The 25,530-nt window shown below is 40.9% G+C and carries 20 protein-coding genes and 1 other RNA gene; 8 read left to right on the top strand and 13 right to left on the bottom strand.

What is annotated here, in order from left to right:
* The first annotated feature begins 120 nt into the window (after positions 1-120).
* Positions 121-1,017 carry a bacteriophage abortive infection AbiH family protein gene (locus tag QL984_RS01275; RefSeq protein ID WP_290171892.1) on the top strand — a complete coding sequence of 299 codons (897 nt, stop codon included), beginning with the start codon at positions 121-123 and terminating at the stop codon, positions 1,015-1,017.
* 116 nt (positions 1,018-1,133) lie between these two features.
* Here QL984_RS01275 and QL984_RS01270 read toward each other — a convergent pair whose 3' ends face one another.
* The 5 genes from QL984_RS01270 to QL984_RS01250 form a co-directional block, all read right to left on the bottom strand.
* A complete protein-coding gene (locus QL984_RS01270; RefSeq protein ID WP_290171891.1) occupies positions 1,134-2,135 on the bottom strand; it encodes a TniB family NTP-binding protein in 1,002 nt (333 codons plus the stop codon).
* Positions 2,136-2,137: 2 nt separating this feature from the next.
* Positions 2,138-3,961, bottom strand: coding sequence for a Mu transposase C-terminal domain-containing protein (locus QL984_RS01265; RefSeq protein ID WP_290171890.1), 1,824 nt, complete (start codon positions 3,959-3,961; stop codon positions 2,138-2,140).
* Positions 3,954-4,583, bottom strand: coding sequence for a TnsA endonuclease N-terminal domain-containing protein (locus QL984_RS01260; protein WP_024605101.1), 630 nt, complete (start codon positions 4,581-4,583; stop codon positions 3,954-3,956). Before QL984_RS01260 ends, QL984_RS01265 begins: the two co-directional genes overlap by 8 nt.
* Before the next feature lie 133 nt (positions 4,584-4,716).
* An RNA gene (gene ffs, locus QL984_RS01255) (signal recognition particle sRNA small type) lies at positions 4,717-4,813 on the bottom strand.
* Positions 4,814-4,952: 139 nt separating this feature from the next.
* The gene (locus QL984_RS01250; protein ID WP_013465410.1) at positions 4,953-5,831 is read right to left on the bottom strand and encodes a DUF3014 domain-containing protein; all 879 of its coding nucleotides are present in this window, start codon (positions 5,829-5,831) and stop codon (positions 4,953-4,955) included.
* A 346-nt stretch (positions 5,832-6,177) separates the two neighbouring features.
* Here QL984_RS01250 and QL984_RS01245 point away from each other — a divergent pair, with 346 nt between their 5' ends.
* Positions 6,178-7,323: a patatin-like phospholipase family protein gene (locus tag QL984_RS01245; RefSeq protein WP_013465411.1), complete on the top strand. Its 1,146-nt coding sequence runs from the start codon at positions 6,178-6,180 to the stop codon at positions 7,321-7,323.
* Positions 7,324-7,341: 18 nt separating this feature from the next.
* On the opposite strand, the gene QL984_RS01240 is transcribed toward QL984_RS01245, so the two are convergent.
* Positions 7,342-9,315, bottom strand: coding sequence for a monovalent cation:proton antiporter-2 (CPA2) family protein (locus QL984_RS01240; RefSeq protein WP_013465412.1), 1,974 nt, complete (start codon positions 9,313-9,315; stop codon positions 7,342-7,344).
* Between the two features lie 127 nt (positions 9,316-9,442).
* Here QL984_RS01240 and QL984_RS01235 point away from each other — a divergent pair, with 127 nt between their 5' ends.
* Positions 9,443-10,339: a GGDEF domain-containing protein gene (locus tag QL984_RS01235; protein WP_008467488.1), complete on the top strand. Its 897-nt coding sequence runs from the start codon at positions 9,443-9,445 to the stop codon at positions 10,337-10,339.
* Positions 10,340-10,394: 55 nt separating this feature from the next.
* On the opposite strand, the gene QL984_RS01230 is transcribed toward QL984_RS01235, so the two are convergent.
* The 6 genes from QL984_RS01230 to lpxB form a co-directional block, all read right to left on the bottom strand.
* Positions 10,395-10,736 (bottom strand): hypothetical protein, encoded by a 342-nt coding sequence (locus QL984_RS01230; RefSeq protein WP_008467489.1) that lies wholly within the window; start codon positions 10,734-10,736, stop codon positions 10,395-10,397.
* Positions 10,733-12,043 carry a tRNA lysidine(34) synthetase TilS gene (tilS, locus tag QL984_RS01225; RefSeq protein ID WP_290171889.1) on the bottom strand — a complete coding sequence of 437 codons (1,311 nt, stop codon included), beginning with the start codon at positions 12,041-12,043 and terminating at the stop codon, positions 10,733-10,735. The genes QL984_RS01230 and tilS overlap by 4 nt, the downstream gene beginning before the upstream one ends.
* Positions 12,044-12,165: 122 nt before the next feature.
* Complete coding sequence (gene accA, locus QL984_RS01220) at positions 12,166-13,122, bottom strand: acetyl-CoA carboxylase carboxyl transferase subunit alpha (protein ID WP_008467493.1); 957 nt, start codon at positions 13,120-13,122, stop codon at positions 12,166-12,168.
* A gap of 16 nt (positions 13,123-13,138) precedes the next feature.
* Positions 13,139-16,630, bottom strand: a complete 3,492-nt coding sequence (gene dnaE, locus QL984_RS01215) for a DNA polymerase III subunit alpha (RefSeq protein ID WP_058155026.1) — start codon at positions 16,628-16,630, stop codon at positions 13,139-13,141.
* Between the two features lie 2 nt (positions 16,631-16,632).
* Entirely contained in the window at positions 16,633-17,232 is a 600-nt protein-coding gene (gene rnhB, locus QL984_RS01210) for a ribonuclease HII (RefSeq protein WP_096038617.1), read from the bottom strand.
* Positions 17,222-18,379: a lipid-A-disaccharide synthase gene (gene lpxB / locus QL984_RS01205; protein ID WP_290171888.1), complete on the bottom strand. Its 1,158-nt coding sequence runs from the start codon at positions 18,377-18,379 to the stop codon at positions 17,222-17,224. Before lpxB ends, rnhB begins: the two co-directional genes overlap by 11 nt.
* Before the next feature lie 292 nt (positions 18,380-18,671).
* On the opposite strand from lpxB, the gene QL984_RS01200 reads away from it, so the two are divergent.
* The 5 genes from QL984_RS01200 to cydC are packed head-to-tail and all read left to right on the top strand — an operon-like array spanning position 18,672 to position 25,062.
* Positions 18,672-20,255: a cytochrome ubiquinol oxidase subunit I gene (locus tag QL984_RS01200; protein ID WP_013465416.1), complete on the top strand. Its 1,584-nt coding sequence runs from the start codon at positions 18,672-18,674 to the stop codon at positions 20,253-20,255.
* Positions 20,252-21,391 carry a cytochrome d ubiquinol oxidase subunit II gene (cydB, locus tag QL984_RS01195; protein WP_058155027.1) on the top strand — a complete coding sequence of 380 codons (1,140 nt, stop codon included), beginning with the start codon at positions 20,252-20,254 and terminating at the stop codon, positions 21,389-21,391. The genes QL984_RS01200 and cydB overlap by 4 nt, the downstream gene beginning before the upstream one ends.
* 12 nt (positions 21,392-21,403) lie before the next feature.
* On the top strand, positions 21,404-21,568 hold the full coding sequence (cydX, locus tag QL984_RS01190; RefSeq protein ID WP_013465418.1) for a cytochrome bd-I oxidase subunit CydX: 165 nt from the start codon (positions 21,404-21,406) through the stop codon (positions 21,566-21,568).
* Entirely contained in the window at positions 21,558-23,333 is a 1,776-nt protein-coding gene (cydD, locus tag QL984_RS01185; protein WP_290171886.1) for a thiol reductant ABC exporter subunit CydD, read from the top strand. The genes cydX and cydD overlap by 11 nt, the downstream gene beginning before the upstream one ends.
* Positions 23,326-25,062, top strand: coding sequence for a thiol reductant ABC exporter subunit CydC (gene cydC, locus QL984_RS01180; RefSeq protein WP_290171885.1), 1,737 nt, complete (start codon positions 23,326-23,328; stop codon positions 25,060-25,062). Before cydD ends, cydC begins: the two co-directional genes overlap by 8 nt.
* On the opposite strand, the gene QL984_RS01175 is transcribed toward cydC, so the two are convergent.
* A complete protein-coding gene (locus tag QL984_RS01175) occupies positions 25,059-25,466 on the bottom strand; it encodes a septal ring lytic transglycosylase RlpA family protein (protein ID WP_008467506.1) in 408 nt (135 codons plus the stop codon). The two genes, cydC and QL984_RS01175, sit on opposite strands and share 4 nt — an antisense overlap.
* Between the last annotated feature and the right edge of the window lie 64 nt (positions 25,467-25,530).

Genomic DNA, 25,530 nt, shown 5'->3' with positions numbered 1-25,530 from the left:
AGTTTGACTTACTCATTTATTGACGCATCATTTCTTTAAAAGCATTTAATTCTGAACATAGAAAATCTTGACTTTTTTCATTCCCATAAAGTTATCATAGATAAAAATAAGGACACTTTCTTGAACTCAAATCATCTATTTATTATAGGTAACGGCTTTGACTTGTGGCATAACTTGCCTACAAATTACAAAGATTTTTACCAGCAATACCGTGAGTATCTCGACCAAATTGAGCACTACTTTCCAAATGGCTTGCAAGAAGAAGAACTTTGGAGTGACTTTGAAAATGTGTTAGGTAAATTTGATGAATCTATTTTGATAGATGAAAACGACTTTATGGATTTCTCTGGCGATGACTTTCCAACACAGCAAATGTATGGACTTGAAGACGCTGTAGAGAATTTCAGTAATGATACTATCCAAAGTATAACTAAAAGTTTTACCACATGGATCAATAGCATAAATTTAGAAAGATCAGTCGAGCAAATGACTTTCCCAGATACAGCTAAATTCATTAATTTCAACTATACCTCTACACTACAACAGTTATACAAAATCCCTGTGGAGCACGTTTATCATATCCACGGCAATGTTGGTCAAGCAAAGCCTTTAATTTTTGGTCACACAGAAGCGGTAACCCAAGCTATGGCTGAAGAAGATTCTTATTATACAGTAGCTATTAATAATGGGCGGAGAGTATTAGAAGTTCTTCGAAAACCCGTAGCTGATATCATAAGAGATAAACTTAATCCTTTATTAGAAAGTAGTGCTACGGATATATCAGTGATTACCGTAATTGGCCATTCACTCAATAAAATAGATCTTCCCTATTTTTCGCGTATAGCGGATCAGTTTCCTAATGCTCACTGGCAGTGTTTCTCATACAGCCTAATCGAAGCAACTGCTCACAGAACTATACTTGGGCAAATTGGCATTCCAATAGGAAACTTAAGTATTGGAACCTATAAGCAGCTCGTTCAACAATATCCACTGAAGAGGGCTGTGGACTTTCCATAGGAGCCCTTGCAGCTTTTTATATGCTAAATACAAACTAACATGTGAATTAAAAACTATTAATCTTATCTTATTTAAGCAAGCTAAAGTCAAACATTCATACTTTTATACATCGCAACTCACTTCCTCAACAACTGACTAATCGGCATTCGGTCAGTAAACTTGGTTGCTATAAACGGTTCTTCATCTTGGGCGCTTTCAGGTTTATAAAGTGAATAGCGCTCGACTTCGCTGGCTGTGATTTCTGCAACGGGCAAGGTAAATAAATTTGATACATCAGGAAACAGTACTTTAAATGCTTTAACTAAATGCTTGGTTGTGAGGGTTTTCGCGTTATCCATTAATGCATAAAGTACGGCATCATCTAAAAAGTATTTTAATGTTCTAAAGCAACCTTTTGATAAGGAGAACAAAGCAAATACTGTTGCTTGCTCACTTAAATTTGGTTTTTCGGTAAATGGCATACGGTTGGCTAGACCAATTATTAACTGCACAAAGTGCTTTGGATTTTCTGATAATTTAAAATAAGGCAGCTGCCGCCTTACTAATAAACGCGATGACCACTGTGGTTCGTCTGCTATTTTTTCTGCCCACGGCATACCTACCAATACAATTGATACACCCGCTTCATCGTTAATGTATTTTAATCGGTTGGCAATCTCGCGGCGCTTTTTACCTTGGTTATGCTCAATTAGCTCTTGAAACTCATCAATAATTATAAGCTCTGTGCCACACGTTTTTAGGCATTTTATTAATGATGTCGTTAAGCGAGTGCCGTTTATTCGTAGCTTACGCTCTGTGCTGCCTACTTGCCCTAAGTCTTTAAGAAGCTCGACTAAAGTAGATTCTAGTGTCGGATTGCTAGGTATGCGGCTGACTAATACAGGGTGATTCATCACTCCATTAATAAATTGCGGTAAGTGACGTTCTTTATACTGTTTTATTAGTGCTGTTTTACCTGTGCCTGTATCGCCATTTAACAGCATGCAAGGCTTTTCACCTGTTAGCCCTTTACCAAGTCTTAATCTGTCAAAGTCGTTAAATACAGTGGTTATTATCGGGTATTCAATAAATACATCGCGAAATTCATTAAGCTTTTCTTTTTGTTTGTCGGTCAGCATAATTAAAATCCATCTAGATCTGAGATAAAGTCATCCCAGCTATCAGTTACTTGCTCTTTAGGTGTAACCTTTTTGTGTTCTATTGGCTCGCTCTGAGCTATTGATTTCTGCGAGTCGCTACTGACATTTTGATGCTTAGCTAGCGCTTTACCGCCTTTTACTTTTGAGTGTTTTGGCGCATTTTTTAACGCTTCAAACTCGTTTTGAATTTTATTATGAATAAACATACGCGCTTTTGCTAAGCCTACATTATCGATAGAGCCTGAAATAAAGTCGCGGTGGATGCGTATGTTTATTTTATGCTGATTCAAACTTAAATTTTGGGTGTAACCGTTTGGGTCTATGCATGGTACTTTTATGTAATGCTCTAGCTTATCGAGGTATACGTATACATAAGAAATATCTTCGGGGTTTAACTTAACTAAAACCTTATGAGATACGTTGTGACTAAATTGCTTTCTGTAATTAGACAGCTCCGTGCAGTCATACCTTAAGTTTTCCAGCCATACCCCTCCCTTTCGAAGTTTAGGGTGAATTGAAATACTGAGCACAATATCTAGTCGTTGTAGATCATCATTACTCAGCATTGTTGGTGGTAACGTACTAAAGCCTTGCTCCCATAGTTGGCTCGGTATGTACTTAAAACGGCTGTCGGCATCTTGATGGTAAACGTCTACTACCCATTTATGAAATAACTGCATAAAGGTCGTAAAACGCATAATTGCATCTTTTTTGGGATTATATTCATGCTTTTGTAAAATATTAGAAAAGGTTTTACCTGGTATAGGGTCTAATAACTCTGTATTTATTGTGCCGAACATACGTTCTACAATTGGTTTTAACCAAGGCTTTGCGACAGCGTTATACTGAGTATTAATGCCTATTTCTTCACAAGCTAGCTCAAGGCTGTTACTCCAAAACTCGGCTCCATTATCAACAACGAGTGTTTCAATTTTACCAGCACACTTCCACTCATTTATAGTATCAGGGTATAGTTTTGCCACTTCACTTTTAGGTTTCATCGAATTTAGCATTGCTCGCCTTACTGCATCGTAGCTAGGCGCACTGAAGCTAAAATAGTAGCCAACAATACAGTGGCTATACACATCTATTAATATGGTAAGTGTTGGCCGACCAAGCGGGATATGTAGCTCATCATCCAATAAAATAAGATCAAGCGGTGTATGGTCAATTTCAACTTTTTCGAGTACTCGGGTAGGCCGTGTATGCCCTTCTACTTTATTAAAAGCAATATCAGCAAGACGTTTACCATAACGAGCAACCATTACTTCGTATTGCGGTAAGTTATCTATTCTGTTTTTGAATGCTTTGTATGTTAAAGGCTTTAAAACACCGCCTACAACACTGTCGTTTTCAATAATAACTAAGTCTTTATAGAACTTATAAGCCGAAGCCACTGATGGCTTTTCTTTTACTAAGTAACGCTCAAGTGCCTTTTCAAAAAACTTATCGGTAGCTGTCTCGCGCTCCCTGTTCCCTTTTTTTTGGTGGCTTGGTATTAGCGCAATGATATTTTTATCTGCATTTGTATAAGCGCTATACCATCGTGCAGCTGTTCTCCAGCTAGGCTTTTTTTCTCCCTCAACTTCTGGCATTACTTTTAATAAAGGTTCAAGATTTTTTTGTGTCCAACCGCCTTGAATATTACCCTCAAGCCATTGAATATATTTAAGCTTAGCGAATGTTGTTATTTTTATTTTATCAGGAAGGGCTTGTAAATCTTTGGCGTAATTTTGAGGTGGTTTGGTCTCTACTTTTGGTAATGGCTGGTTAAATTCATCTTCAAACAGCCCGTCATTAAACATTGTTAGACCAAATTGCTGTTTCTATTGATATTTCATTTGTAGTTAAGTCGGCAAATAACTGCCCCAATGATAACAATCGTAGCACTGTAGCAAGTAGCTCACCGGCAGTTACTTTTAAAAAACTAACTAACTGGCACACTTTAATAGAACCGTATTGCTTAACAAGTTCTAGCACCGATGCTTGCAACTCTGTTAAAGACTGAAAACCAGAGTAGCGATGCAAAAGCTTTAAGTTATTGAGTGTTGGGTATACACGGATTTGCTTATCAGTAACCAGTATTAAGTCGCGTCCATCCTGCTTAGCGATGGCTTGCTTTTCAATAAAACGTGCACGAAAGTCTTCATCGGCAATTTTGCTTTGCGGTTTTACTTCTATAAATTTTTGCGTGCCGTCTGTGTGGGTAAGTAAAAAGTCAGGTGTGTAACGGCAAATACGGTTATCAAACTCATATTCGTAACCGATTGGTTGTGCTTCAAATGCGGCTATTGATGGTGAAAATTCAAAATGGAAACACGCATCAAACTCTAAAGAGGATTCAACTAAACAGGTAGATTTATTTTTTTGACTAGCAAATTTATGGAGGTTTTTAACACGGGAGTGTTTGAGTTTTCTTCTGTACATGTGAGTCAACCATCTAACCATTTGGTTAAATACTAGACTATGCCACCTTATACTTCCAATTTATGTCATCTTTTAGTACAAATATGTCAACTTATACTTCAAACAACACCCAAATGAGGAATTTGGGTGGCAGTCTTACCAGCCACATCTCGGCACACACGTCACAAACTGTGGCTGCTCCCTTCCGGGCCTGACCAGGTTCGCCTGCTAGTGTTGCGAGAGGACCAATAAGACTACCATTGAGGGCCTTGGTTGGCGCGATTGAGATTATCGCTACTTTTACTCTGTTATTCAAGGGATAATCAAAAAAGAAAGTGCGATTGCATACTTCATATACAATCGCAGGGTATTTAGTTATTAAAGCGGTTATTAATTACTCTCTAACTGCGCTTTTATATTACGTAGCGCTGCTTTTACCTTTTTCATGTTCTCTGGGCCCATGCGTAAAAGTTGTTTTTGTGCAGCGGGTAATTGCTCCCACTCAGAAAACGCATACTGATAAGTAACCGAGTCACGCAATAAAGGTAAGCTGCCTTTTGGCTCTGGAGTATCAAGTAGCAAGTCAATGGCATCTTCAAGTGTTTGTGTAAACTCATCATCGCCATAGCCAATTTCAGTGTATGCACTGTTGATTAGCGGTTTATATTCTTCATATAAACGAACAGCTTGTGCGGCACTCATACTTGTTAGTACTTTTACATATGGGGTGTAGCGTTCATAGCTATTAGGGTCAATGGTTAAAATATCGCCTTCGTTTACGCTAAAACCTTCTTCTAACTTTACAACTGGGGTATGTTTCTTAGCCACCTTACCTTTTGCTAAGTTATCGATAAACACCACACCACGACGAATAACATCATCGTTCAACACTAGGCTCATTGCCGCATCGCCTAAGTATTCATCTAATTTTGCAACCACGACAGGATCACTGTCATTTAATGTTGGTAAAGGCACAACCTCAGACTCTGGCTCAACGTCTGGGCGCTGAGTTGGCACTGCTAACTCTTCAGGTTTTTCTGGCTTAACCGATGGTGCACCGACCACTGGGTCGTTTTCAGGTTTTAGCTCCATAACGGGTTGCTCTTTTATGGGTTCTTCAACCTGCATAACTGTTTCTGGGGCTCCGCTTGGTTTTAATAATACAAACGCGGCGGCAATAATAATGATTAATAAAATAACCCCTGCGAAGATAAGGTTGTTATTCGGTGGACGTTTTTGAACATCTGATTCTGATGGTTTATCTGACATACGAACTCCATAAATATAAAAATGCGATACCGTTTAGAGTACTCTAAACAGATTTAATTCCTAACTTACACTAATATTCATTAATAAGTAGGGTCTGTTGACCTTTCCGGATTAAAATTTGTTCAGCCCCCTTGGGTAGAGGATGTTTAATTTTTAAGCTACGTTATCGCCTATTTATGGGAAGTAACCACAATACATAGGCTCAGCCTTGCCTGAAAAACAAACACACTACTAAAAATTCAACCTCGAAAGATAAATAGACTCTAACATATCCTTTGATTCTTCTAGCTTAAAGACTTACAGTAAATAAATAAAGTAAAGACAGCGAACAGTTTAAATACCTAACATGAAAATTAAGCAAGTCGATCCTAGTAAACCTAAAATTGCCTTATTACTAACAGGTGGTGGTGCCCGAGCGGCTTATCAAGTGGGTGTTTTGAAAGCGTTAGCGCAAAGTATGCCCAGAACCGCCCCGCTCCCCTTTAGAGTGATAAATGGCACCTCTGCCGGTGCAATTAATTCTGCAGCCTTAGCATGTTACGCCTCATGTATGCATTTAGCGGTAAGAAAACTAGAAACAGTTTGGAAAAACTTTTCAACTTCGATGGTATATAAAAGCGACTTTTTAAGTGTGTTTGGTCATATTACCCGTAATATTTTAACCAGTTTCCAGTCAGAGCATATAAACCATCCACCAGCAAGCTTGTTAAATAACCGACCACTTAGAAAACTGTTAAACGATATACTGGATTTACATCGTATTGAGCGTAATTTACACCGTGAATATTTAGAGGCGCTGTCTATCACTGCATCCAGTTATACTACTGGCGATTCTGTTGCTTTTTTTCAGTCAAATACGCAGCATTCTTGGCAACGAGCCAAGCGCGAAGGACGCGCTACTCGTATCAATGTTGAACACCTAATGGCCTCGAGTGCCATTCCTATGGTGTTTCCAAGTGTGAATATTTATAACCATTACTTTGGCGATGGCTCAATACATCAGCTTTCACCTTTGAGCCCCTCTATTCACTTAGGGGCAAATAAAATATTTATTATTGGGGTTGATCAACCCAAAGAGCCACATCCTCCAGGGTACTCTGCACATTTCCCGGGGCTTTCGGCCGTGGCAGGGCATTTACTCGACAGTGTATTTACCGACACCATGCAATCTGATTTAGAGCGCTTGGACAGAATAAACCGCACACTCGGTTTACTGCCCAATAAGCATAAGCATCAAGAATTGAAACAAATAGATAGCTTTATTATTAATCCATCGCAAAACTTCAATGCCATTGCCGCGCAGTATTACGATGATATGCCTTGGGCGATAAAAGTTTTATTACGTATGATCGGGGTAAAAAAGCGCTCTCAGTCGAGTTTGACCAGCTATTTGTTATTTGAAAAACGCTACACCCAGCATTTAATTCAAATCGGATACGACGATGGTATGAAACAACTCCCTGAAATCAGAAAGTTCTTAGAGCTAGAGTAAGTTTTTTTGCTTGATGGGCTATTCTATACCATCAAGTAAATAATGCTCAACACGTTCTACACGCCTTGGTTTACCTTGCAGCACTAGAATATCATTAGCATACAATATTGTGTGTTCTTGTGGTGTGTCTATTTCTTCGCCCTCGCGGCGAAGCGCCTTAATTAGCACTTTTCTTTTTGCTAAATTGAGTTCGCTAATTGCTTTATTAACCGCAAATGCTTTATCTGGTAAGGCTATTGCATGTAAATACTCTAAACGCTCTGGCAAGTTGGTATCGCTGTCAATATTTTCGCCGGCAAAAAAGCTATGCAATAATTTATAACGGTTTCGTCGCTCACTACTAACACGGCGAATAATACGGCTCATTGGCACACCAGACATTGACAACACATGCGACACCAACATTAAGCTTGCTTCAAGCGCCTCAGGCACAACCTCAGTAACCCCTAGCGCTTTTAAGCGCTCTAACTGACTATCATCACGGGTTCTTATGAGTATTTTAACCTTAGGTGCAACCTGTTTAATGGCATTAATGACTATTTGAGTTTGTTGAAATTCGGTAAAAGTAATAATGATTAGTCGCGCTCGCTCTACCCCCGCACACTTTAAAATATCTTTTTGCTCAACATGACCAAATATTAAAGGCTCGCCCGCCGCTTTTCCTTCCTGTACTAAAATGGGGTCGCTCTCTATTGCCACATAATCAATTGCCTCTGGGGATAAAAAGCGGGCAATAGTTTGTCCTACGCGAGAAAAACCGCATATCACCACATGGTTATGATAAAGCGTGCTACTTTGAAGCTCGTCTTCAAAGGCAAACTTTGCGCGCTCTAACATGCCTAGTCGTTTTAAAATAAAAGGGGTTTTATCAATTAAATAGGGCGTAAGCGCCATAGAAATTACGCCCATGGCAATTAAAAATGATACTTGCTCAACGCTCAGCAAGTTATGCTGTGCAGCGAGTGCAATTAACACAAAGCCAAACTCACCCATTTGCCACAACATTATAGCGCACGCTAACGCATCTTGTTTTCGCTCTCCCATAAATAAAGAAGATAACATCACTACGGCAATTTTTAAGATTAAGATGCCCATCAAGGCAACAATAATAATACCCGCATGATCAACAACAAAACCAATGTCTAACTGCATCCCCACGGTTACAAAAAATAACCCCATGAGAATATCGCGAAACGGGCGAATATCGGCCTCTAATTGATGACGATAGTGGCTCTCCCCTAGCATCATGCCTGCTAAAAAAGCCCCTAATGCCATCGATAAACCAAAAGAGTATGTGAGTAACCCTGCAAACAAAGACACCAATAACGTGGTTAATACAAACAGCTCATCGCTTCGTGCTAGTGCCACTTCTTTAAACACCTTGGGCAAAACCCACTTGCCAATAGCCCATAGCAATACACACACAAACGCGCCTTTAGTCAGCGCAAACAGTAATGCCCAACCAATACTATTGGGATCACTGCTGGCAAATAATGGCAAAATAATGAGTAACGGCACAACCGCAATGTCTTGAAATAGTAAAACACCGATTGCCAATTGCCCTCGGCGTTTATTTAAATCACCACTCTCTTTTAATAATTTAGCAACCACCGCCGTAGAGGAGAGCATAATAATAATGCCGATGGTAAAACTAGTTAATAAACTAAAATTTAATAAATAAAGGATTAAAATAAGCAAGATACTGCTGACTATGACTTGCAATGAGCCTAAGCCAAATACGATATTTCGCATTGCCATTAAGCGCGATACAGAAAACTCCAGCCCTAAACTAAATAACAAAAACACAATACCCAGCTCAGCAATAAAGTCCATTTCATGGCTTTGTGCCATCCAACCAACGCCATGGCCACCAGCTAGTAAACCTACCGCTAAATAAGCTAATACAGGGGGAAGCCCTATTCGCTTAAATAGCCATACAAATAGAACCGCAGCAACTAAAAGTCCAAAAACCTGAGCATTAATATTTTGCAATGCAATCCTTATAAGCAATCAATGGAATGTAACTTAACTATAGCAACCGTATAAGTTTCAGCCAGAATGTAAATATGGCATATAACCTGCTTAGTTATAAAAAGTAATACTATAGGGGGAAGAAATAGTGGAAAACGTTCATATTTTGACACAACGTATCTCTGGTCGCGGCGAATTTTTGCCGTTCTCAGCAGAGCAATATAATAGCAATACACCGACAGCACTGCATGAGCTGGCAGCTAAACTGCAAACGAGCTTAGTTTTAGAAGATATTTTAGGAACGTTTGCAAATTTTGCAAAACAACTGCTTAATTTTTCTGGTGTGCATTTTAAAGCAACAAGTATTGATGTAAAAACACCCAATAGTGATGTTGAAAATCCAGCGTATTCGTTTGATTTAAAAGTTGAAAATGAGTACTTAGGCACATTAACTTATTATACAAAGTATCCGCTTAGTGCGGCTATTGAGAAAAAGCTACAACACTTTCATAGTGTACTAATTTATCCATTGCGTAATGCGCTTATGTATAACCGTGTATTAAGGTTAGCCACAAAAGATTCATTAACCGGATTAAACAACCGTAGTCAATTTAATGACATGTTGCTACAAAAGCTTGAAAATCATCGACGTAACGGTCATTCGTTTAGTTTAATGCTACTTGATTTAGATAATTTTAAGCAAGTAAATGACAACTATGGTCATAAAATTGGCGATGACGTTTTAATCGAGTTTGCTGCGGTTTTATCTAGTAGTATTAGGGGGACTGATTCGGTATTTCGCTTTGGTGGCGATGAGTTTTCAATATTAATCGAAGACCCGGCTTTTACCACCAATAAAGTGGTGGCTGAACGTATTATGCGTTTAGTCAGAAACTCACCGATTATGTCTAAATACAACGTCACAGCTAGTATTGGTTTTACGCTGACTAATAGCGACGATTGCCAGAACGAGATATTTTCTCGCGCAGATAAAGGCTTATATAAAGCAAAAGCATCTGGGCGAAACTGCGCAAAAGCCTATTAAGTAATAAAAACATTATTTTTAAAAAGCCTAGCCTCCCCCGCTGGGCTTTTTTACGCTACTTTTTTAATATCACGTGCTTATAAATGAGCAACATGGCGCAAAAGCCAAAAAAGAAGCCACTGAGTAAATTAAGCAATGCGGCAATTGTCGCAAGCGGTGTAAAAAGCACTAACAGTAATGGCATACTCACCCCTAAAATGAAAAATACGCCCCCTTTACCTAACCAATAGGCAAGTAAAATGGCGGCACATACCATACCGCCCAACACAGCGTAGCCTAATGTAATTATATTAAGGGTTAAAAATACATTCGCTAAAACCGCAATCAATAGCGTAATTAATATGCCAGTAGGTGCCTTATTTATAAGCGACAGCCCAACATGAGGTTGTTGACTCATGATTTATACTCCCAAATAAAACCAGTATCATCTTTGTGATTATCACTAATAAAATAGCCAACCACTTGAACAAGCTCATCATTGTAAAAAATTAATGGAATATGAGCACGCAGCCAAGGCGCTACTTTTGCATCTTTAAACCAATGCTTAAGGGTATTACTGCCTGGTTTTTTGAGTGGTTTAATACGCGCACTATTACAGTTAAAACGAACACTGACTTGTTCATCAGGTTTAGGGGCGCGTATACCCACTCCCTGCAGGCATTGTAGTATTTGTCCGTCATTCAGCACTAGTTCGCGACTTGTTACGCGTTCAATATTAACGGCTAAAGGCGTCGGTTGCACAAAATACAGATAACCTTGATGACGGCGTATTTGTCCATCGCTTAGCTCAATAACCATTTGCGCATCAGCTTTGGCATGAATAGCCTGACTCATTATTTGCATTAACTGTTTTTGCGAAGGCATGGTATGAGTAAATAAAGCCAGCCATGCGCGCAGAAGATTCGCAATGCGAATAGCGCTGTAATGAGCCATATTTTGTATATTAAGCGCCTGATGTTGGTTAATACACTGTGCGAGATCTTGCTGGGTATATTCATCAAGCAGTGCTTGTTGCTGTTGTAATAATTCTATACTACGGGCTGTACACTGCTCAAACCCAGTAAAACGCTCAGCCAACTTAGGCACGATTTGTTGACGCAAAAAATTACGATCAAAGCGTTCATTGGAGTTTGACTCATCAGTAATATGGCTAATATTAAATTGCTGCGCAAATGCTTCTATGTCGCTGCGTTTTACCCCAAGTAATGGCCTATAGCACTCACGGCCACTTTCAAGCACGCGAGTTTGCTGCATAGCGCCGAGCCCTTTTAAGCCTGAGCCGCGCTTTAAACGAAGTAAAAATGTCTCTACTTGGTCGTTTAAATGCTGGCCTAACAAAATGACACTATCACTTGGGCTGTGTTCATCAAGCGCTTGATAACGCGCTTCGCGAGCCTGCGCTTCAATACTGGTGCGCGATTTCGGCTCAATAATGACGTTTGCCGCCTTAAAATCAATTGAAAGCTGCTCACAGCGTGCTTGGCAAAATTGCTGCCAGTGATGGGCGTTATCACTTAAGCCATGATTGACATAAATTGCACTTAAATCTAATTGCGGGTACTGCTGTTTTAACCCATGCATAATATGCAATAGCACGACCGAATCTACCCCACCAGATAAGGCTACTGTAAATGTGAATTGCCCATTTTCTAAGTAGTAATTAAGGGCTTTTTTTACCTGCAGATAAATAGGTGTTTTGTGCATTAATATACCCAATGAGTAAATTGCTAATAACCCGAACAATAAAGGCTCTACGTTACGGTATTTTAAAACAAAAAAAGCCGCATAGGCGGCTTTTTTCTATATTTAGCTACAATTAGCTATTTTTAACAATAACCAAACGACATTAAACGCTTGTAACGTTGATCAAGCATCTCTTCAAGCGATAACGCTTGTAGGTCTGCTAAATCGCGCTTAAGGCGTACTTTTAAGTTACGTGCCATCGCATCGTAATTACGGTGCGCGCCGCCTAGAGGCTCTTCAACTAAATTATTAATTAAATCTAGCTCTTTAACACGCTCTGCTGTTACACCCATTGCCTCTGCAGCCAATGGTGCTTTGTCAGCACTTTTCCATAAAATTGATGCACAACCCTCTGGTGAAATAACCGAGTAAGTGCTGTATTGCAACATGTTTACTCTGTCGCCCACACCAATGGCTAATGCACCACCTGAACCACCTTCACCAATAACAGTACAAATTGTTGGTACTTTAAGTGCGGCCATTACTTTTAGGTTACGTGCAATTGCTTCAGACTGACCACGCTCTTCAGCGCCAACACCAGGGTATGCACCTGGGGTGTCGATAAAGGTCATGATTGGCATTTTAAAACGCTCTGCCATTTCCATTAAGCGCAATGCTTTACGGTAACCTTCAGGTTTTGGCATGCCAAAATTACGTTTGATTTTTTCAGCAGTACCACGGCCTTTTTGCTGACCGATCACCATTACTGGCTCACCATCTAAACGGGCTACGCCGCCTAAAATGGCAGGGTCGTTAGCAAACGTGCGATCACCCGCAAATTCGTCAAATTCCGTAAAAATACGCTCGATGTAATCTCGAGTATAAGGACGCAACGGATGACGTGCTAACTGTGATACTTGCCAAGCGCCTAGTTCAGAGAAAATTTTCTCCTTCATTTGTGCGCTCTTTTCTTTAAGTTTGCTGACTTCCTCTTCTAATCCAAGGTCTAATTCGCCAGCGCGGCTTACATTTTGTAATTCTTCAATTTTTGCTTCTAATTCTGCAATTGGAAGCTCAAAATCAAGATAATTGAGGCTCATGCTCTAAACTACCTAATTAGTTAAATTCTAGTTCTACATTTTGCGCTGCCATCAGCGATAACTTATGAATTAAGTCGTCACTTGGCGTAACACACCATTCGATCCCTAGGGTTAATTGCACCAACGCATCGGGGCGTTGATAATATACCTTGATCGGACACGTTCCCATTTTGTATGGTTCGAGTACTTTTTGTAATTTATCGAAGAAACCAGCCTCGATCTGCACCATATTCAGCGTCATCTTAATCGCTTTTATACGCTTTTCACGCGCCTGAGCAATGGTGTTTATTTCTCTGGCGGTCATTGTAATACCACCAGAGAAGTTATCAAAGCTGACCTGTCCGGATATCACCAAAATATTGTTGATTTGCAACATATCTTGGTACATTTCAAACTGTTCTGGAAACAAGCGTACATCAATTCGGGCGCTTTTGTCATCTAAAGTTATCAGCCCCCAACGATTTCCTTTTTTATTAATTAAGGTTCTCGCTGCAATCACTAAACCTGCTCCGGTTGAGAGCACATCACGATTAGTTGGTTGTAAGTCGATGAGTCGGCCACTGGTGTAATGCCCAAGCTCTCGTCGATACTGGTTTATAGGATGTCCGGTTAAATAAAGGCCTAGGGTGTCTTTTTCGCCATCAAGCCACTGATTATCCGTAAGCGGTGTCGCTTTTATAAACGCTTGCTCTACTTCATCAGGCTCTGTAGCAAGTAAACCAAATAAATCACTTTGCCCTAATAATTCAGCTTTGTTGTGCTGATCGGCTGCGCGCATCGCATCTTTTAAGCTGGCTAATAGTGTTGCTCGCCCAGGTTGAGTTTTTTCAGGCCCTAGTTGGTCTAATGCGCCTGCATAAATTAATTTCTCGGTAACGCGTTTATTTAAGCGTTTTAAATCAACACGCGCACAAAAATCAAATAGGTCTTTAAATGGGCCGCCTTTTGCTCGCGCCTCTAATATGGCATCAACCGGCGCTTCACCCACGCCTTTAATTGCCCCTATGCCATAGACAATTTCACCTTGAAGGTTAACAGTAAACTTGTATTCACCCGCGTTTACATCGGGCGGTAACAAAGTGAGTTTCATGTTTTCACACTCATCCACCAGCGTTACTATTTTGTCGGTGTTATCCATATCAGCCGACATTACCGCCGCCATAAACTCGGCCGGATAATGCGTTTTCATCCACAGCGTTTGATACGATACTAATGCATAAGCTGCTGAGTGAGATTTGTTAAAACCGTAACCCGCAAACTTTTCAACCAAGTCAAATATTTTTATTGCCAGTTCGCCGTCAATACCGTTGTTACGTGCGCCTTCTTCAAAGGTTGAGCGCTGTTTTGCCATTTCTTCAGGCTTTTTCTTACCCATAGCACGACGTAACATGTCGGCGCCGCCCAGTGTATAACCGGCCAGTACCTGCGCTATTTGCATAACTTGTTCTTGATACAAAATAATGCCGTATGTCGGCTCAAGAATCGGCTTTAAACTTTCGTGTTGATATTGCGCATCGGGATATGAGATTTCTTCTCTGCCGAGCTTTCGGTCGATGAAGTTATCTACCATGCCTGATTGCAGTGGACCTGGGCGGAACAAGGCCACTAGGGCTATCATATCTTCAAAGCAATCGGGCTTTAATCGGCGAACTAGGTCTTTCATGCCGCGTGATTCTAGCTGGAATACCGCGGTGGTTTCAGCGCGCAGCAGTAGCTCAATACTTTTTTTATCATCCAATGGAATGGTGTTGATATCGACCGGCTGTTTGCCTTCACGCTTTAAGCGCTCATTGGTCATATCCAGCGCCCACTGTAATATGGTTAGCGTACGTAAGCCTAAAAAGTCAAACTTAACTAAACCGGCGGTTTCTACATCGTTTTTATCAAACTGAGTAACTGGAAACTTACCTTCGTCATCGCAATAGAGCGCCGCAAAATCGGTAATGGTGGTCGGCGATATTACAACCCCCCCTGCGTGTTTACCGGCATTACGTGTACAGCCCTCAAGAATACGACACATGTCGATTAAATCTTTAACTTCTTCATCGCCGTCGTAGGCTTCTTGCAAACGGGGTTCTACGTCAAATGCTTTAGCCAGTGTCATCCCAGGGTCGCCCGGAATAAGCTTAGAAATACGATCGACAAACCCATACGGATGACCAAGTACACGGCCTACATCGCGTATTACCGCTTTTGCTGCCATAGTACCAAAGGTAATAATTTGCGATACCGCGTCACGGCCATACAAGGCCGATACATGATCAATTACTTCATCACGCCTATCCATGCAAAAGTCGACGTCAAAGTCGGGCATAGAAACACGTTCAGGGTTTAAGAATCGCTCGAAGAGTAGGTCAAATTCGAGCGGATCAAGGTCGGTAATTTTAAGGGCATAAGCCACTAATGAACCCGCACCTGAACCACGCCCTGGGCCTACTGGAATATTGTTATCTTTACTCCACTGAATAAACTCCATTACGATCAAGAAGTAACCAGGGAATCCCATTTGGTTAATTACATCAAGTTCTATTTTTAAACGTTCATCGTATTCGCCACGTTTTTCTTGACGTTCTTGCTCGTCAGGAAATAAAAACTGTAATCGTTCTTCAAGGCCGTCTTGTGACACTTTAACCAAAAACTCATCAATTTTTAGTGAGCCCGTCGGGTAATCTGGTAGGAAATACTCACCTAATTGCACGGTTACATTACAGCGCTTTGCAATTTCTACGGTATTTTGTAGCGCTTCTGGAATATCACTAAATAGCTCTGCCATTTGTTCTGGCGTTTTTAGGTATTGCTCTTGTGAAAAACGCTTTGGTCGGCGTTTATCATCTAGAGTGTAACCATCAAAAATAGCCACACGAATTTCATGGGCTTCAAAGTTTTCAGGTTTTAAAAATACTACTTCATTGGTGGCCACTACTGGCAATTGCTCATTTGTTGCAAGCTCCACCGCCATGTGCAAATAATTTTCTTCTTGAGCACGGTTGGTACGAATAAGCTCTATATAATAATGATCGCTAAAATGCTGTTTATAAAAACTGACCACCGACTCAACAATAGCGGGGTTACCTTTTATTAAGGCTTTTCCTAAATCGCCATCTTTGGCGCCCGAGAGTATGATAAGCCCCTCTTTTAAATCAACTAACCACTCACGGTCAATGACAGGGCGATGAAAAACATGGCCACGTTGATAGGCTTTAGAGATCAATAAAGTAATATTTTTATAGCCAATGTTATCTTTGGCTAATAATGTTAATCGGCTTGGTTCGTCGGGGAATTCTGGGCTACGTACCCAAAAATCCGCACCAACAATCGGCTTAATACCCGCATTATGCGCTGCGCCATAAAAACGCACCAGACCACAAAAGTTCATTTGATCGGTAATTGCCAACGCTGGCATTTCAAGCTCTTGTGCTTTAGCGACGATTGGTTTGGTTTTTGCCAAACCATCAACCATTGAAAAGTCTGAGTGAACTCTTAGATGAACAAATTCAGGAGCCGCCATAATTACTCCTTACCCGAAAGCGCAAGCACACGCTGCACAGGTTTAAAGCTCTTGCGATGCTCATCTATCGCACCGTATTGTTCAAGCGCTGCAAAATGTGCCTTAGTTGGATACCCCTTATGCCCTGCAAACCCATATTGTGGGTAGCGTGCATCAAGTTCAATCATTTCATCATCCCGGGCAACTTTTGCTAAAATAGACGCGGCTGATATTTCAGCAACTAGGCTATCGCCTTTTACCACCGCTTGTGCGGGCATGGCTAATTTAGGAAGGCGGTTTCCATCTACAAACACAAATTCAGGCACTGTGTTAAGTGCTTCCACCGCGCGGCTCATAGCAAGCATAGTGGCTTGTAATATATTTAACTCATCTATTTCACTGGGGCTACAACGGCCAATGGCGTAACACAGTGCTTTTTCTTTTATTTCGATGGCTAATAATTGGCGCTTTTTATCGGTTAATTTTTTAGAGTCGGCAAGGCCAGCAATCGGTTTAGCGGGATTTAAAATAACAGCGGCTGTAACCACATCACCCACCAGCGGTCCACGACCAACTTCATCCACACCGGCTATTAAGGTTACATTGGGTCGTTCAATTTGCATCTATTAACTCCGCCACTGCATTTGCAGCTTGTTTACTTGCATCTAATCTAATTTTTTCATGTATGGCTAAAAAGCGTGCTTTTAATTCTTTATTATCGCTATTGAGCATAGGGGTAAGTGCTGCTGTTAAGTTAGCGACATTACACTCACTTTGTAAAAACTCTGGTACTAACTCTTCATCTGCCAATAAATTGGGTAGCGAAAAATATTTAATATTAAAGGTAAATAAGGTTTTAAAAATCCAGTAACTCATGGGTTTAATTTTATAACCAACCACCATTGGCTTTTTATATAACATGCCCTCAAGCGTTGCTGTACCTGATGCAAGCAATATAGCATCGGCGGCTTGCATGGCTAAATTTGATTGCCCATCCAGTAAGTTAACATTAAGTGAGGGCGCTGTGGCATTTAAAATAGCAATAAACTGCGCTTTGCGCTTTTCGTTCACCAGTGGCACCACGACTTTTAATGCAGGGTTCTGCGCTTGTAACTGCGCCGCTGTTTTTATGTAAGTTTCGCTTAACAAGCCCACTTCTGAGCCCCGGCTCCCGGGCAATAACGCTAACACCTTGTCATCAGCACTTAAGCCTAGTTGGCTGCGGGCTTGGCTATCGTCGTGCTCAAGTGCAATGTCGTCAGCTAATGTATGACCTACAAAAGTACACGGTACTTGGTGTTTGTCGTAAAATTCTTTTTCAAAAGGCAATAAAGCCAATACTAAGTTAGTTGCTGCACTTATAGTGTGAATACGTTTTTCACGCCACGCCCACACTGAAGGGCTTACGTATTGCACGGTTTTGATGCCTGCGTCTTTTAACGGTTTTTCTACACGTAAATTAAAATCCGGCGCATCAATGCCTATAAAAACATCAGGAGGGTTATCAATAAAGTGCTGTACTAACTGTTTGCGGATTTTTAGTAAACGCGGTAAACGGCCTAGGACTTCAACCAAGCCCATAACCGACAACTCATCCATATCAAACAGCGTTTTGCAGCCTTGAGCTTGCATTTTAGGGCCTGCAATACCTTCAAAAGTGGCATCTGGAAAGTGTATTTTAAGCGCTTTTATGAGCCCTTCACCTAAAATATCGCCCGACAGTTCACCTGCCACAATACCAATTCGTAGTTGTTTTTTATCTTTTTTCATTTGCTATTTTTTCACAAGTAAACCCGGCGTTCATACCGATTAGTTTACCGTGTTTTAAGGCTAGGTTAAACGCTTAAAACACACCACTTTTTTCTAACTTACTCTTAATTGATGACTGCGTATTTTATAGACTGATGTAATGTCATAGTATATTAAAGTTTTCTAATATACATATTGACAAAAATTGTACAAACGCTAATAATGATACAAACTTTCAGAAATTACTGAAAGTTTATTAAAACATTAACAATTGCTTTGTGCTGTCACTGCATCACAACCAAAGGAGCCAAAAATGATAGATGAAACCTTTGTGGATCTATCGCGATTACAGTTTGCTGTCACCGCTCTATTTCATTTTTTATTTGTGCCGTTAACAATCGGTATGACCTGGATTTTAGTTATCATGGAATCGGTTTATGTTATGACCGGTCGCGAAATTTATCGTGATATGACTAAGTTTTGGGGCAAGTTATTTGGTATTAACTTTGCTATTGGCGTGGCGACGGGCCTCACCATGGAATTTGAGTTTGGTACTAACTGGTCGTATTACTCGCACTATGTGGGTGATGTATTTGGTGCGCCACTGGCCATTGAAGGCTTAATGGCATTCTTTTTAGAATCAACCTTTGTGGGAATGTTCTTTTTAGGTTGGGATAGGCTCTCTAAACGCCAGCATTTAGGGGTCACATTTTTAATGGCGCTGGGCACAAATATGTCTGCGCTGTGGATTTTAGTCGCTAATGCGTGGATGCAAAATCCAGTAGGGGCTGAGTTTAACTATCAAACCATGCGCATGGAAATGACCAGTTTTGCAGAGCTGGTATTTAACCCTGTAGCACAAGTTAAGTTTATTCATACTGTGTCTGCAGGTTATGTTGCTGCATCTATGTTTGTGCTTGGGATTAGTAGCTGGTACATATTAAAAGGACGTGATTTGGCATTTGCTAAACGGTCGTTCTCGGTGGCGTCTGGCTTTGGTTTAGCCTCTATTTTATGTGTTATTTTACTCGGTGATGAATCTGGCTACGAAGTCGGTGAAGTACAAAAAGTAAAACTCGCGACCATAGAAGCTGAATGGCATACAGAAGAAGCTCCAGCAGCCTTTACTGCAATAGGTTTCCCTGACTCAGAAGAGCAAGTCACTCATGCTGCAGTAAAAATTCCCTACGCATTAGGGATTATTGCAACTCGCTCACTTGATGAGCAAGTGATTGGTATTTCAGATCTTGAGAAAAAACACGAAAAGCGTATTCGCAATGGCATGATTGCTTATGAATACCTAGAAAAACTTCGCGCAGGTGACGATACCCCTGCAAATATCGAAAAGTTTGATAACGTCAAAGATGATTTAGGCTATGGCTTATTACTTAAACGTTACACTCCTAATGTGGTAGATGCCAGCGAGGCACAAATACAACAAGCCGTTAAAGACTCCTTCCCTAAAGTGGGCCCTATGTTTTGGTCATTTAGGATTATGGTTGGCTGTGGCGTAATTATGCTTGGCGTGTTTATTCTCTCTTTTTATTACAACGCCCATCGTATTATTGAACAAAAACGTTGGTTGTTGTGGGCGGCGGTATTGAGCATTCCTCTGCCTTGGATTGCTATTGAATTTGGTTGGATTGTGGCTGAATATGGCCGCCAGCCATGGGCTATTTCTGAAGTATTACCGACCTTTTTAGCAACGTCATCGCTGACGGTAAATGATATTTTAATTAGCTTGACCGGTTTTATTGTTTTCTATACTGGATTGGCGATTGTTGAAGCATGGTTAATGATTAAATTTATTAAGCAAGGCCCAAGCTCCCTTCATACCGGTAAGTACCATTTTGAATTACCTGATCACAGCACGGCTGCTAAAGGAGAACTATCATGATTTTTGATTATGAAACATTAAAAATGCTCTGGTGGTTAATTATTGGTGTGCTGTTAATTGGTTTTGCCATTACCGATGGTATGGACATGGGCGTTGCTATGTTACTGCGCTTTGTGGGCAAAACAGACAGTGAACGTCGTACCGTTATTAATACCATTGGTGCCCACTGGGATGGTAACCAAGTATGGTTTATTACTGCTGGCGGTGCCTTGTTTGCAGCGTGGCCTATGGTTTATGCGGCAGCGTTTTCTGGTTTTTACTTTGCCATGATGCTGGTGTTATTTGCATTATTTTTTAGACCTCTTGGCTTTGATTATCGCTCTAAAGTTGACTCTAAACGCTGGCGTAATAACTGGGACTGGGGCTTGTTTGCCGGTAGTGCCATACCTGCGCTGGTATTTGGTGTCGCGTTTGGTAACTTGTTTTTGGGTGTACCGTTTAATATCGATAATTTATTAAGAGTCAGTTACCAAGGGTCGTTTTTCGCCTTGCTTAATCCATTTGCGCTCATTGCCGGTTTAGTTAGTATTACCATGTTAATTGCACACGCGGGAATGTGGCTACAACTGCGCACTGCAGATCAGGTTGCTGAGCGCTCAGGACAATACGGTCGCTACTCATTACTTGCCTTTATAGTGTTATTTGCGGCGGCTGGTGTGTGGGTTGCCAACCTAACGGGCTATCAAATTGTTTCTATGGGTGATACTCAAGGCCATGCAGATCCACTGGCAAAAGTAGTCACAACCGCCCAAGGCGCATGGCTGAATAACTACAGCGAACGTCCATGGACAATGACCTTCCCTATTTTGGCATTTGCAATGGCACTGTGTGCACTGCTGTTTTCTAAAGTAAATAAACCCGCTTTAGGCTTACTGGCAACCAGTGTGATGTTAATTGGAGTGATTATGACCGCGGGCGTTTCGTTATTCCCATTTATCATGCCCTCAAGTAACAACCCTGATATTAGCTTAACCATTTGGGATGCGGTATCAAGCCACAGAACACTCAATGTTATGTTTATTGCTGTGGTTATATTTGTGCCACTCATTTTAGCCTACACCACGTGGTGTTATGTAAAAATGTGGCGCAGAGTGACGGTTGATGAAATTGAAAACAACCCTCACGGCAGCTATTAAGGAGACTAAATTATGTGGTATTTCGCGTGGATTTTAGGTGTATTACTTGCCTGTACCTTAGGCGTAATAAATGTAATGTGGTATGAGTTTCATCAAAATAAAAACAGCATTGCTGATGATGAACAAGCCACCCATGATTTATTAAACGAGCATAATACAACTCATAATGACGACTAACCCCCGACCTAATCGCGCGCAGCAACAGTCTCTGCGCGCTTTTTTAAAGCAGCAAAGTAAGCCGGCAGCAATGTGGTTAAAGCTAAGCATTGCCCTAGGTACAGTTAATGCGATTTTAATGATTGCAGGCGCTTATTTACTTGCACAAACCATTCATGATGTGATGTTTGAAGGGCGTAATTTAGCCCAAGTAACCCACTTTTTATGGCCTTTAGCGGGTATTATTTTACTGCGCGCCATTTTTTTAGCGTTAAGTGAGCGCTTAAGCGCATTTGCAGCGCTTAAAATCAAATCGGCTATTCGCCAAACTTTACTCGATAAACTCACGCTACTTGGGCCAAGTTATATAGAGCAACACGGCCAAGGCGCTACGCTCAACACGCTGCACAATGGTGTAGAAGCACTGCATGACTACTATGCAAAGTACTTACCAGGGGTTGCCTATAGTGCGCTTATTCCTCTGGCAATATTAGTGGTTATATTTCCGACCGATTATAAAGCGGGACTGATATTTTTATTAACCGCACCACTTATTCCGTTTTTTATGATTCTAGTTGGTCATAAGGCAGAAGCGCTTAACCAAAAGCGCTGGCAACAACTGGCGGTATTAGGCAACTACTTTTTTGACCGCATACAAGGGCTTACCCAACTAAAATTGTTTAATGCTACGCGCAAAGAGCTAAAGCAAATAGCCCGAATTTCAGATGATTTTAGGCATGCAACGCTAAGCGTGTTAAAAATTGCTTTTTTATCTTCTTTTGCACTGGAGTTTTTAGCCACAATTAGTGTGGCACTGGTAGCGGTTATTATTGGTTTTAGATTATTTTTTGGCACGCTCGATTTTGCAACCGGCTTTGTAGTATTGCTGCTAGCGCCTGAATTTTACTTACCGCTTCGCCAATTAGGCAGCCATTATCATGCGCGCTTACAAGGAATTAGTGCTGCTGCAGATATGCTAATCATTTTAAATGCACCACTGCCATCAAAAAATAATAACCACACAGCTCATATAGACATGGAGGGTAACAGCACTATCAGCGTCCATGATCTCAATTTTAGTTACCCTAATAGCAATGAGGGAATTAATAATATTAATTTAACCCTGCCAAGCACAGGACTAGTAGCCATTGTGGGAGCTAGCGGCTCAGGTAAGAGCACCCTACTTGATTGCATGCTTGGTTTTCACCCAGAAGTAATACAACACATATCCATTGACCAACAACCATTGACGACAGCCGATATAAGCCAATTACAACAAAACATTGCCTGGATCCCACAAAAGCCAACCTTATTTTACGACACCATTGGCGCTAATATAAAGCTAGGTAACCCAGGCGTTTCAAATGCAGCACTTGAGCAGGCGGCGCAGCAAGCTGGTGCGCTGGAATTTATTAACGACTTACCTGATGGGTTTAACACATTAATAGGTGAACAAGGCGAAGGGCTCTCTGGAGGACAAAAGCAGCGTATTGCTTTAGCTCGTGCATTTTTAAAAAACGCCCCTATTTTAATGCTTGATGAGCCAACCGCTCATTTAGACAGTCAAACTGAACAGCTCATTCAAAACGCTATTGCTGAGTATGCAAAAGAACACTTAGTGATCACCATAGCGCACCGCTTAAATACAGTAAGAAATGCCAAACAACTTATCGTTATGGAAAATGGTGCCATCGCTCAGCAAGGCGACTTTATAACGCTCAGCCAGCAAGCTGGCGAATTTGCAAAGCTGCTGCAAACAGCGCAACATGGAGCGACTAATGACTAACTTTATTCGTTTACTTAAATTGTGCCGCCCCCATTATAAAGCGATGCTTCTAGGGACGTTTCTAGCGTCACTCACGGTGCTAGCTAATGTAGGCTTACTCGCTATTTCCGGCTGGTTTTTAGCTTCTATGGCTGCCGCAGGAATTGCAGGCGTCCATATGAACTACTTTACCCCAGCTGGCACCATTCGTTTTTTGGCGATTGTGCGCACCGCTTCACGTTACGCTGAACGCTTAGTTACTCACAACGCCACATTTTTATTGTTAAGTGAAATACGAGTAAATATGTTCGCCACACTCAGTAAACTTAATAACCTTGATTTGGCTATGAGCCGCAGTGCCGATTTAGTTAACCGCTTACAAAATGATGTAGACGCACTAGATAAATTTTATTTAAATGTGTTGCTACCGATGTTGGTAGCCTTACTCACTGTACCTATTATTATGCTGTTTATGTCTGCTTACAGCCCAAGTGTAGCCTTAATTTGCTTTACGGGTATCGTTGTTATTGGGGTGGTTATACCCGCTATATTGAGCAGACAATTAGATAAAAACAGCCACCAAGAAACATTACTCAGCGCCCAATTAAGAGCTGAGCTATCTGATACCTTAACGGGTCTTAGAGAACTAAATATTTACCAAGCTCGAAACCAACAACTCACTAAGTGTGATCAGTTAAGTAAGCAGTATAACCAGCAATTATTTATTCGTCATAAGGCTCTTGGCAATGCTGATGGTTTGAGCTTACTCATAGTACAACTGGCTATGCTCGCCAGCATTGTCACTATTGTGCCGCTGGTGTTTAGCGCCGAGATGGTAAATGTTGAATTGGCGATGTTGAGTTTGTTTGTACTGGCCAGTTTTGAAAGCGTATTGTTACTACCCAACGCGTTTATTGAACTACCTAATGTATTAAAAGCAGCCGAGCGACTATTTACCCTTGAAGATAAAGTACTGAATAAAAACGAGATACCTTCACAGGTTATTGATTCACATAATAAAAAATGGACACTTTCGCTAGATAAAATTAGCTACCACTATGGCCAAAAGCAGGCATTAAATAATGTGAGTTTTGAGCTACCTGCAAAGTATAAAGTGGCGATTGTTGGTAGAAGCGGCAGTGGTAAAACAACCTTAGTGAATTTACTCAGCGGTTTATGGCCTCTGCAACAAGGTGCAATTAGCTTACAAAGCGAAAAAGAAACAATAAACCTGCATAATTTAAATAATGAAAGCCGTGCAAAAACATTAAATATTTTAGCGCAACAGCATCATATTTTTGATGGTACATTAAGCGATAATCTTGCCTATGCGGCACCTGATGCAACACCGCAACAAATGACAGCGGCGTTAAAACAAGCCGAGCTGGGTAACTGGTTTAGCGCGCTAAAAGAAGGCTTAAATACTCGTTTAGGCACAGGGGGACGCAGTGTCTCTCAAGGCCAGTCAAGACGCATTGCCTTGGCACAAGCGCTGCTGCAACAACCCGCCATTGTAGTGCTCGATGAACCCACTGAAGGGCTCGATAATATTTCTAAACAAGCCGTTATGAACAGTATTTTACAGCTAAAAGAGCATGCTAGTGTATTAACAATTACTCATGATCCAGCGTTGTTATCGCAAATGGATAGTGTCATCTGGTTAGACAGTGGACAAATCATCGCTCAAGGTTCACATCAACAATTGCTCAATGAACACCCTGACTATGTGGCGTTAACGACCCGCTTTTAGTCCTTAGCAGTATTACTTTTATCAATAACGGTGACCGTTACATCAATAACGCCGACTTTAGGGTCGGCTATTTTTTTAAACATCGCCTTAGATAAATCAATAATTCGACCCCGAATATAAGGCCCCCTGTCATTAATTCTGACCACTACAGACTTATTATTAGCAATATTGGTAACTTTCACTTTTGTACCAAATGGGAGTCTTAGATGCGCAGCCGTTGCCGCCTGTTGGCTAAAACGTTCGCCATTAGCCGTGGTTCTGCCATGATATTTGTCTGCATAGAATGATGCTTTACCTCGCTCTGACATATCACTTTGTTGATTATTTATTTGCCTTGGCGCAGTACTACAAGCAGTTAACATAACCAATAGCATTGAAAGCAATACTAACTTTATCCGTTTCATTATTTATACTTTATAGGAAAATGTGTAGGGAGTGTAATAAGGTAAGCCTGAGTAGAGACTGAAT

The organism is Pseudoalteromonas sp. APC 3495 (assembly GCF_030407645.1).
GTDB lineage: Bacteria > Pseudomonadota > Gammaproteobacteria > Enterobacterales > Alteromonadaceae > Pseudoalteromonas > Pseudoalteromonas tetraodonis.
Note: the sequence above shows the minus strand (reverse complement) of the source record. Positions and strands in the feature narration are given on the sequence as shown.

Bases quoted from the DNA above. Each gene is read 5' to 3' on its own strand.
- tilS (WP_290171889.1), bottom strand. From the start codon at position 12,043: ATGCACAAAACACCTATTTATCTGCAGGTAAAAAAAGCCCTTAATTAC.
- QL984_RS01175 (WP_008467506.1), bottom strand. From the start codon at position 25,466: ATGAAACGGATAAAGTTAGTATTGCTTTCAATGCTATTGGTTATGTTA.
- cydB (WP_058155027.1), top strand. From the start codon at position 20,252: ATGATTTTTGATTATGAAACATTAAAAATGCTCTGGTGGTTAATTATT.
- cydD (WP_290171886.1), top strand. From the start codon at position 21,558: ATGACGACTAACCCCCGACCTAATCGCGCGCAGCAACAGTCTCTGCGC.
- QL984_RS01245 (WP_013465411.1), top strand. From the start codon at position 6,178: ATGAAAATTAAGCAAGTCGATCCTAGTAAACCTAAAATTGCCTTATTA.
- QL984_RS01270 (WP_290171891.1), bottom strand. From the start codon at position 2,135: ATGCTGACCGACAAACAAAAAGAAAAGCTTAATGAATTTCGCGATGTA.
- QL984_RS01260 (WP_024605101.1), bottom strand. From the start codon at position 4,583: ATGTACAGAAGAAAACTCAAACACTCCCGTGTTAAAAACCTCCATAAA.
- QL984_RS01250 (WP_013465410.1), bottom strand. From the start codon at position 5,831: ATGTCAGATAAACCATCAGAATCAGATGTTCAAAAACGTCCACCGAAT.
- lpxB (WP_290171888.1), bottom strand. From the start codon at position 18,379: ATGAAAAAAGATAAAAAACAACTACGAATTGGTATTGTGGCAGGTGAA.
- cydC (WP_290171885.1), top strand. From the start codon at position 23,326: ATGACTAACTTTATTCGTTTACTTAAATTGTGCCGCCCCCATTATAAA.
- QL984_RS01230 (WP_008467489.1), bottom strand. From the start codon at position 10,736: ATGAGTCAACAACCTCATGTTGGGCTGTCGCTTATAAATAAGGCACCT.
- cydX (WP_013465418.1), top strand. From the start codon at position 21,404: ATGTGGTATTTCGCGTGGATTTTAGGTGTATTACTTGCCTGTACCTTA.
- QL984_RS01265 (WP_290171890.1), bottom strand. From the start codon at position 3,961: ATGTTTAATGACGGGCTGTTTGAAGATGAATTTAACCAGCCATTACCA.
- QL984_RS01200 (WP_013465416.1), top strand. From the start codon at position 18,672: ATGATAGATGAAACCTTTGTGGATCTATCGCGATTACAGTTTGCTGTC.
- accA (WP_008467493.1), bottom strand. From the start codon at position 13,122: ATGAGCCTCAATTATCTTGATTTTGAGCTTCCAATTGCAGAATTAGAA.
- dnaE (WP_058155026.1), bottom strand. From the start codon at position 16,630: ATGGCGGCTCCTGAATTTGTTCATCTAAGAGTTCACTCAGACTTTTCA.
- rnhB (WP_096038617.1), bottom strand. From the start codon at position 17,232: ATGCAAATTGAACGACCCAATGTAACCTTAATAGCCGGTGTGGATGAA.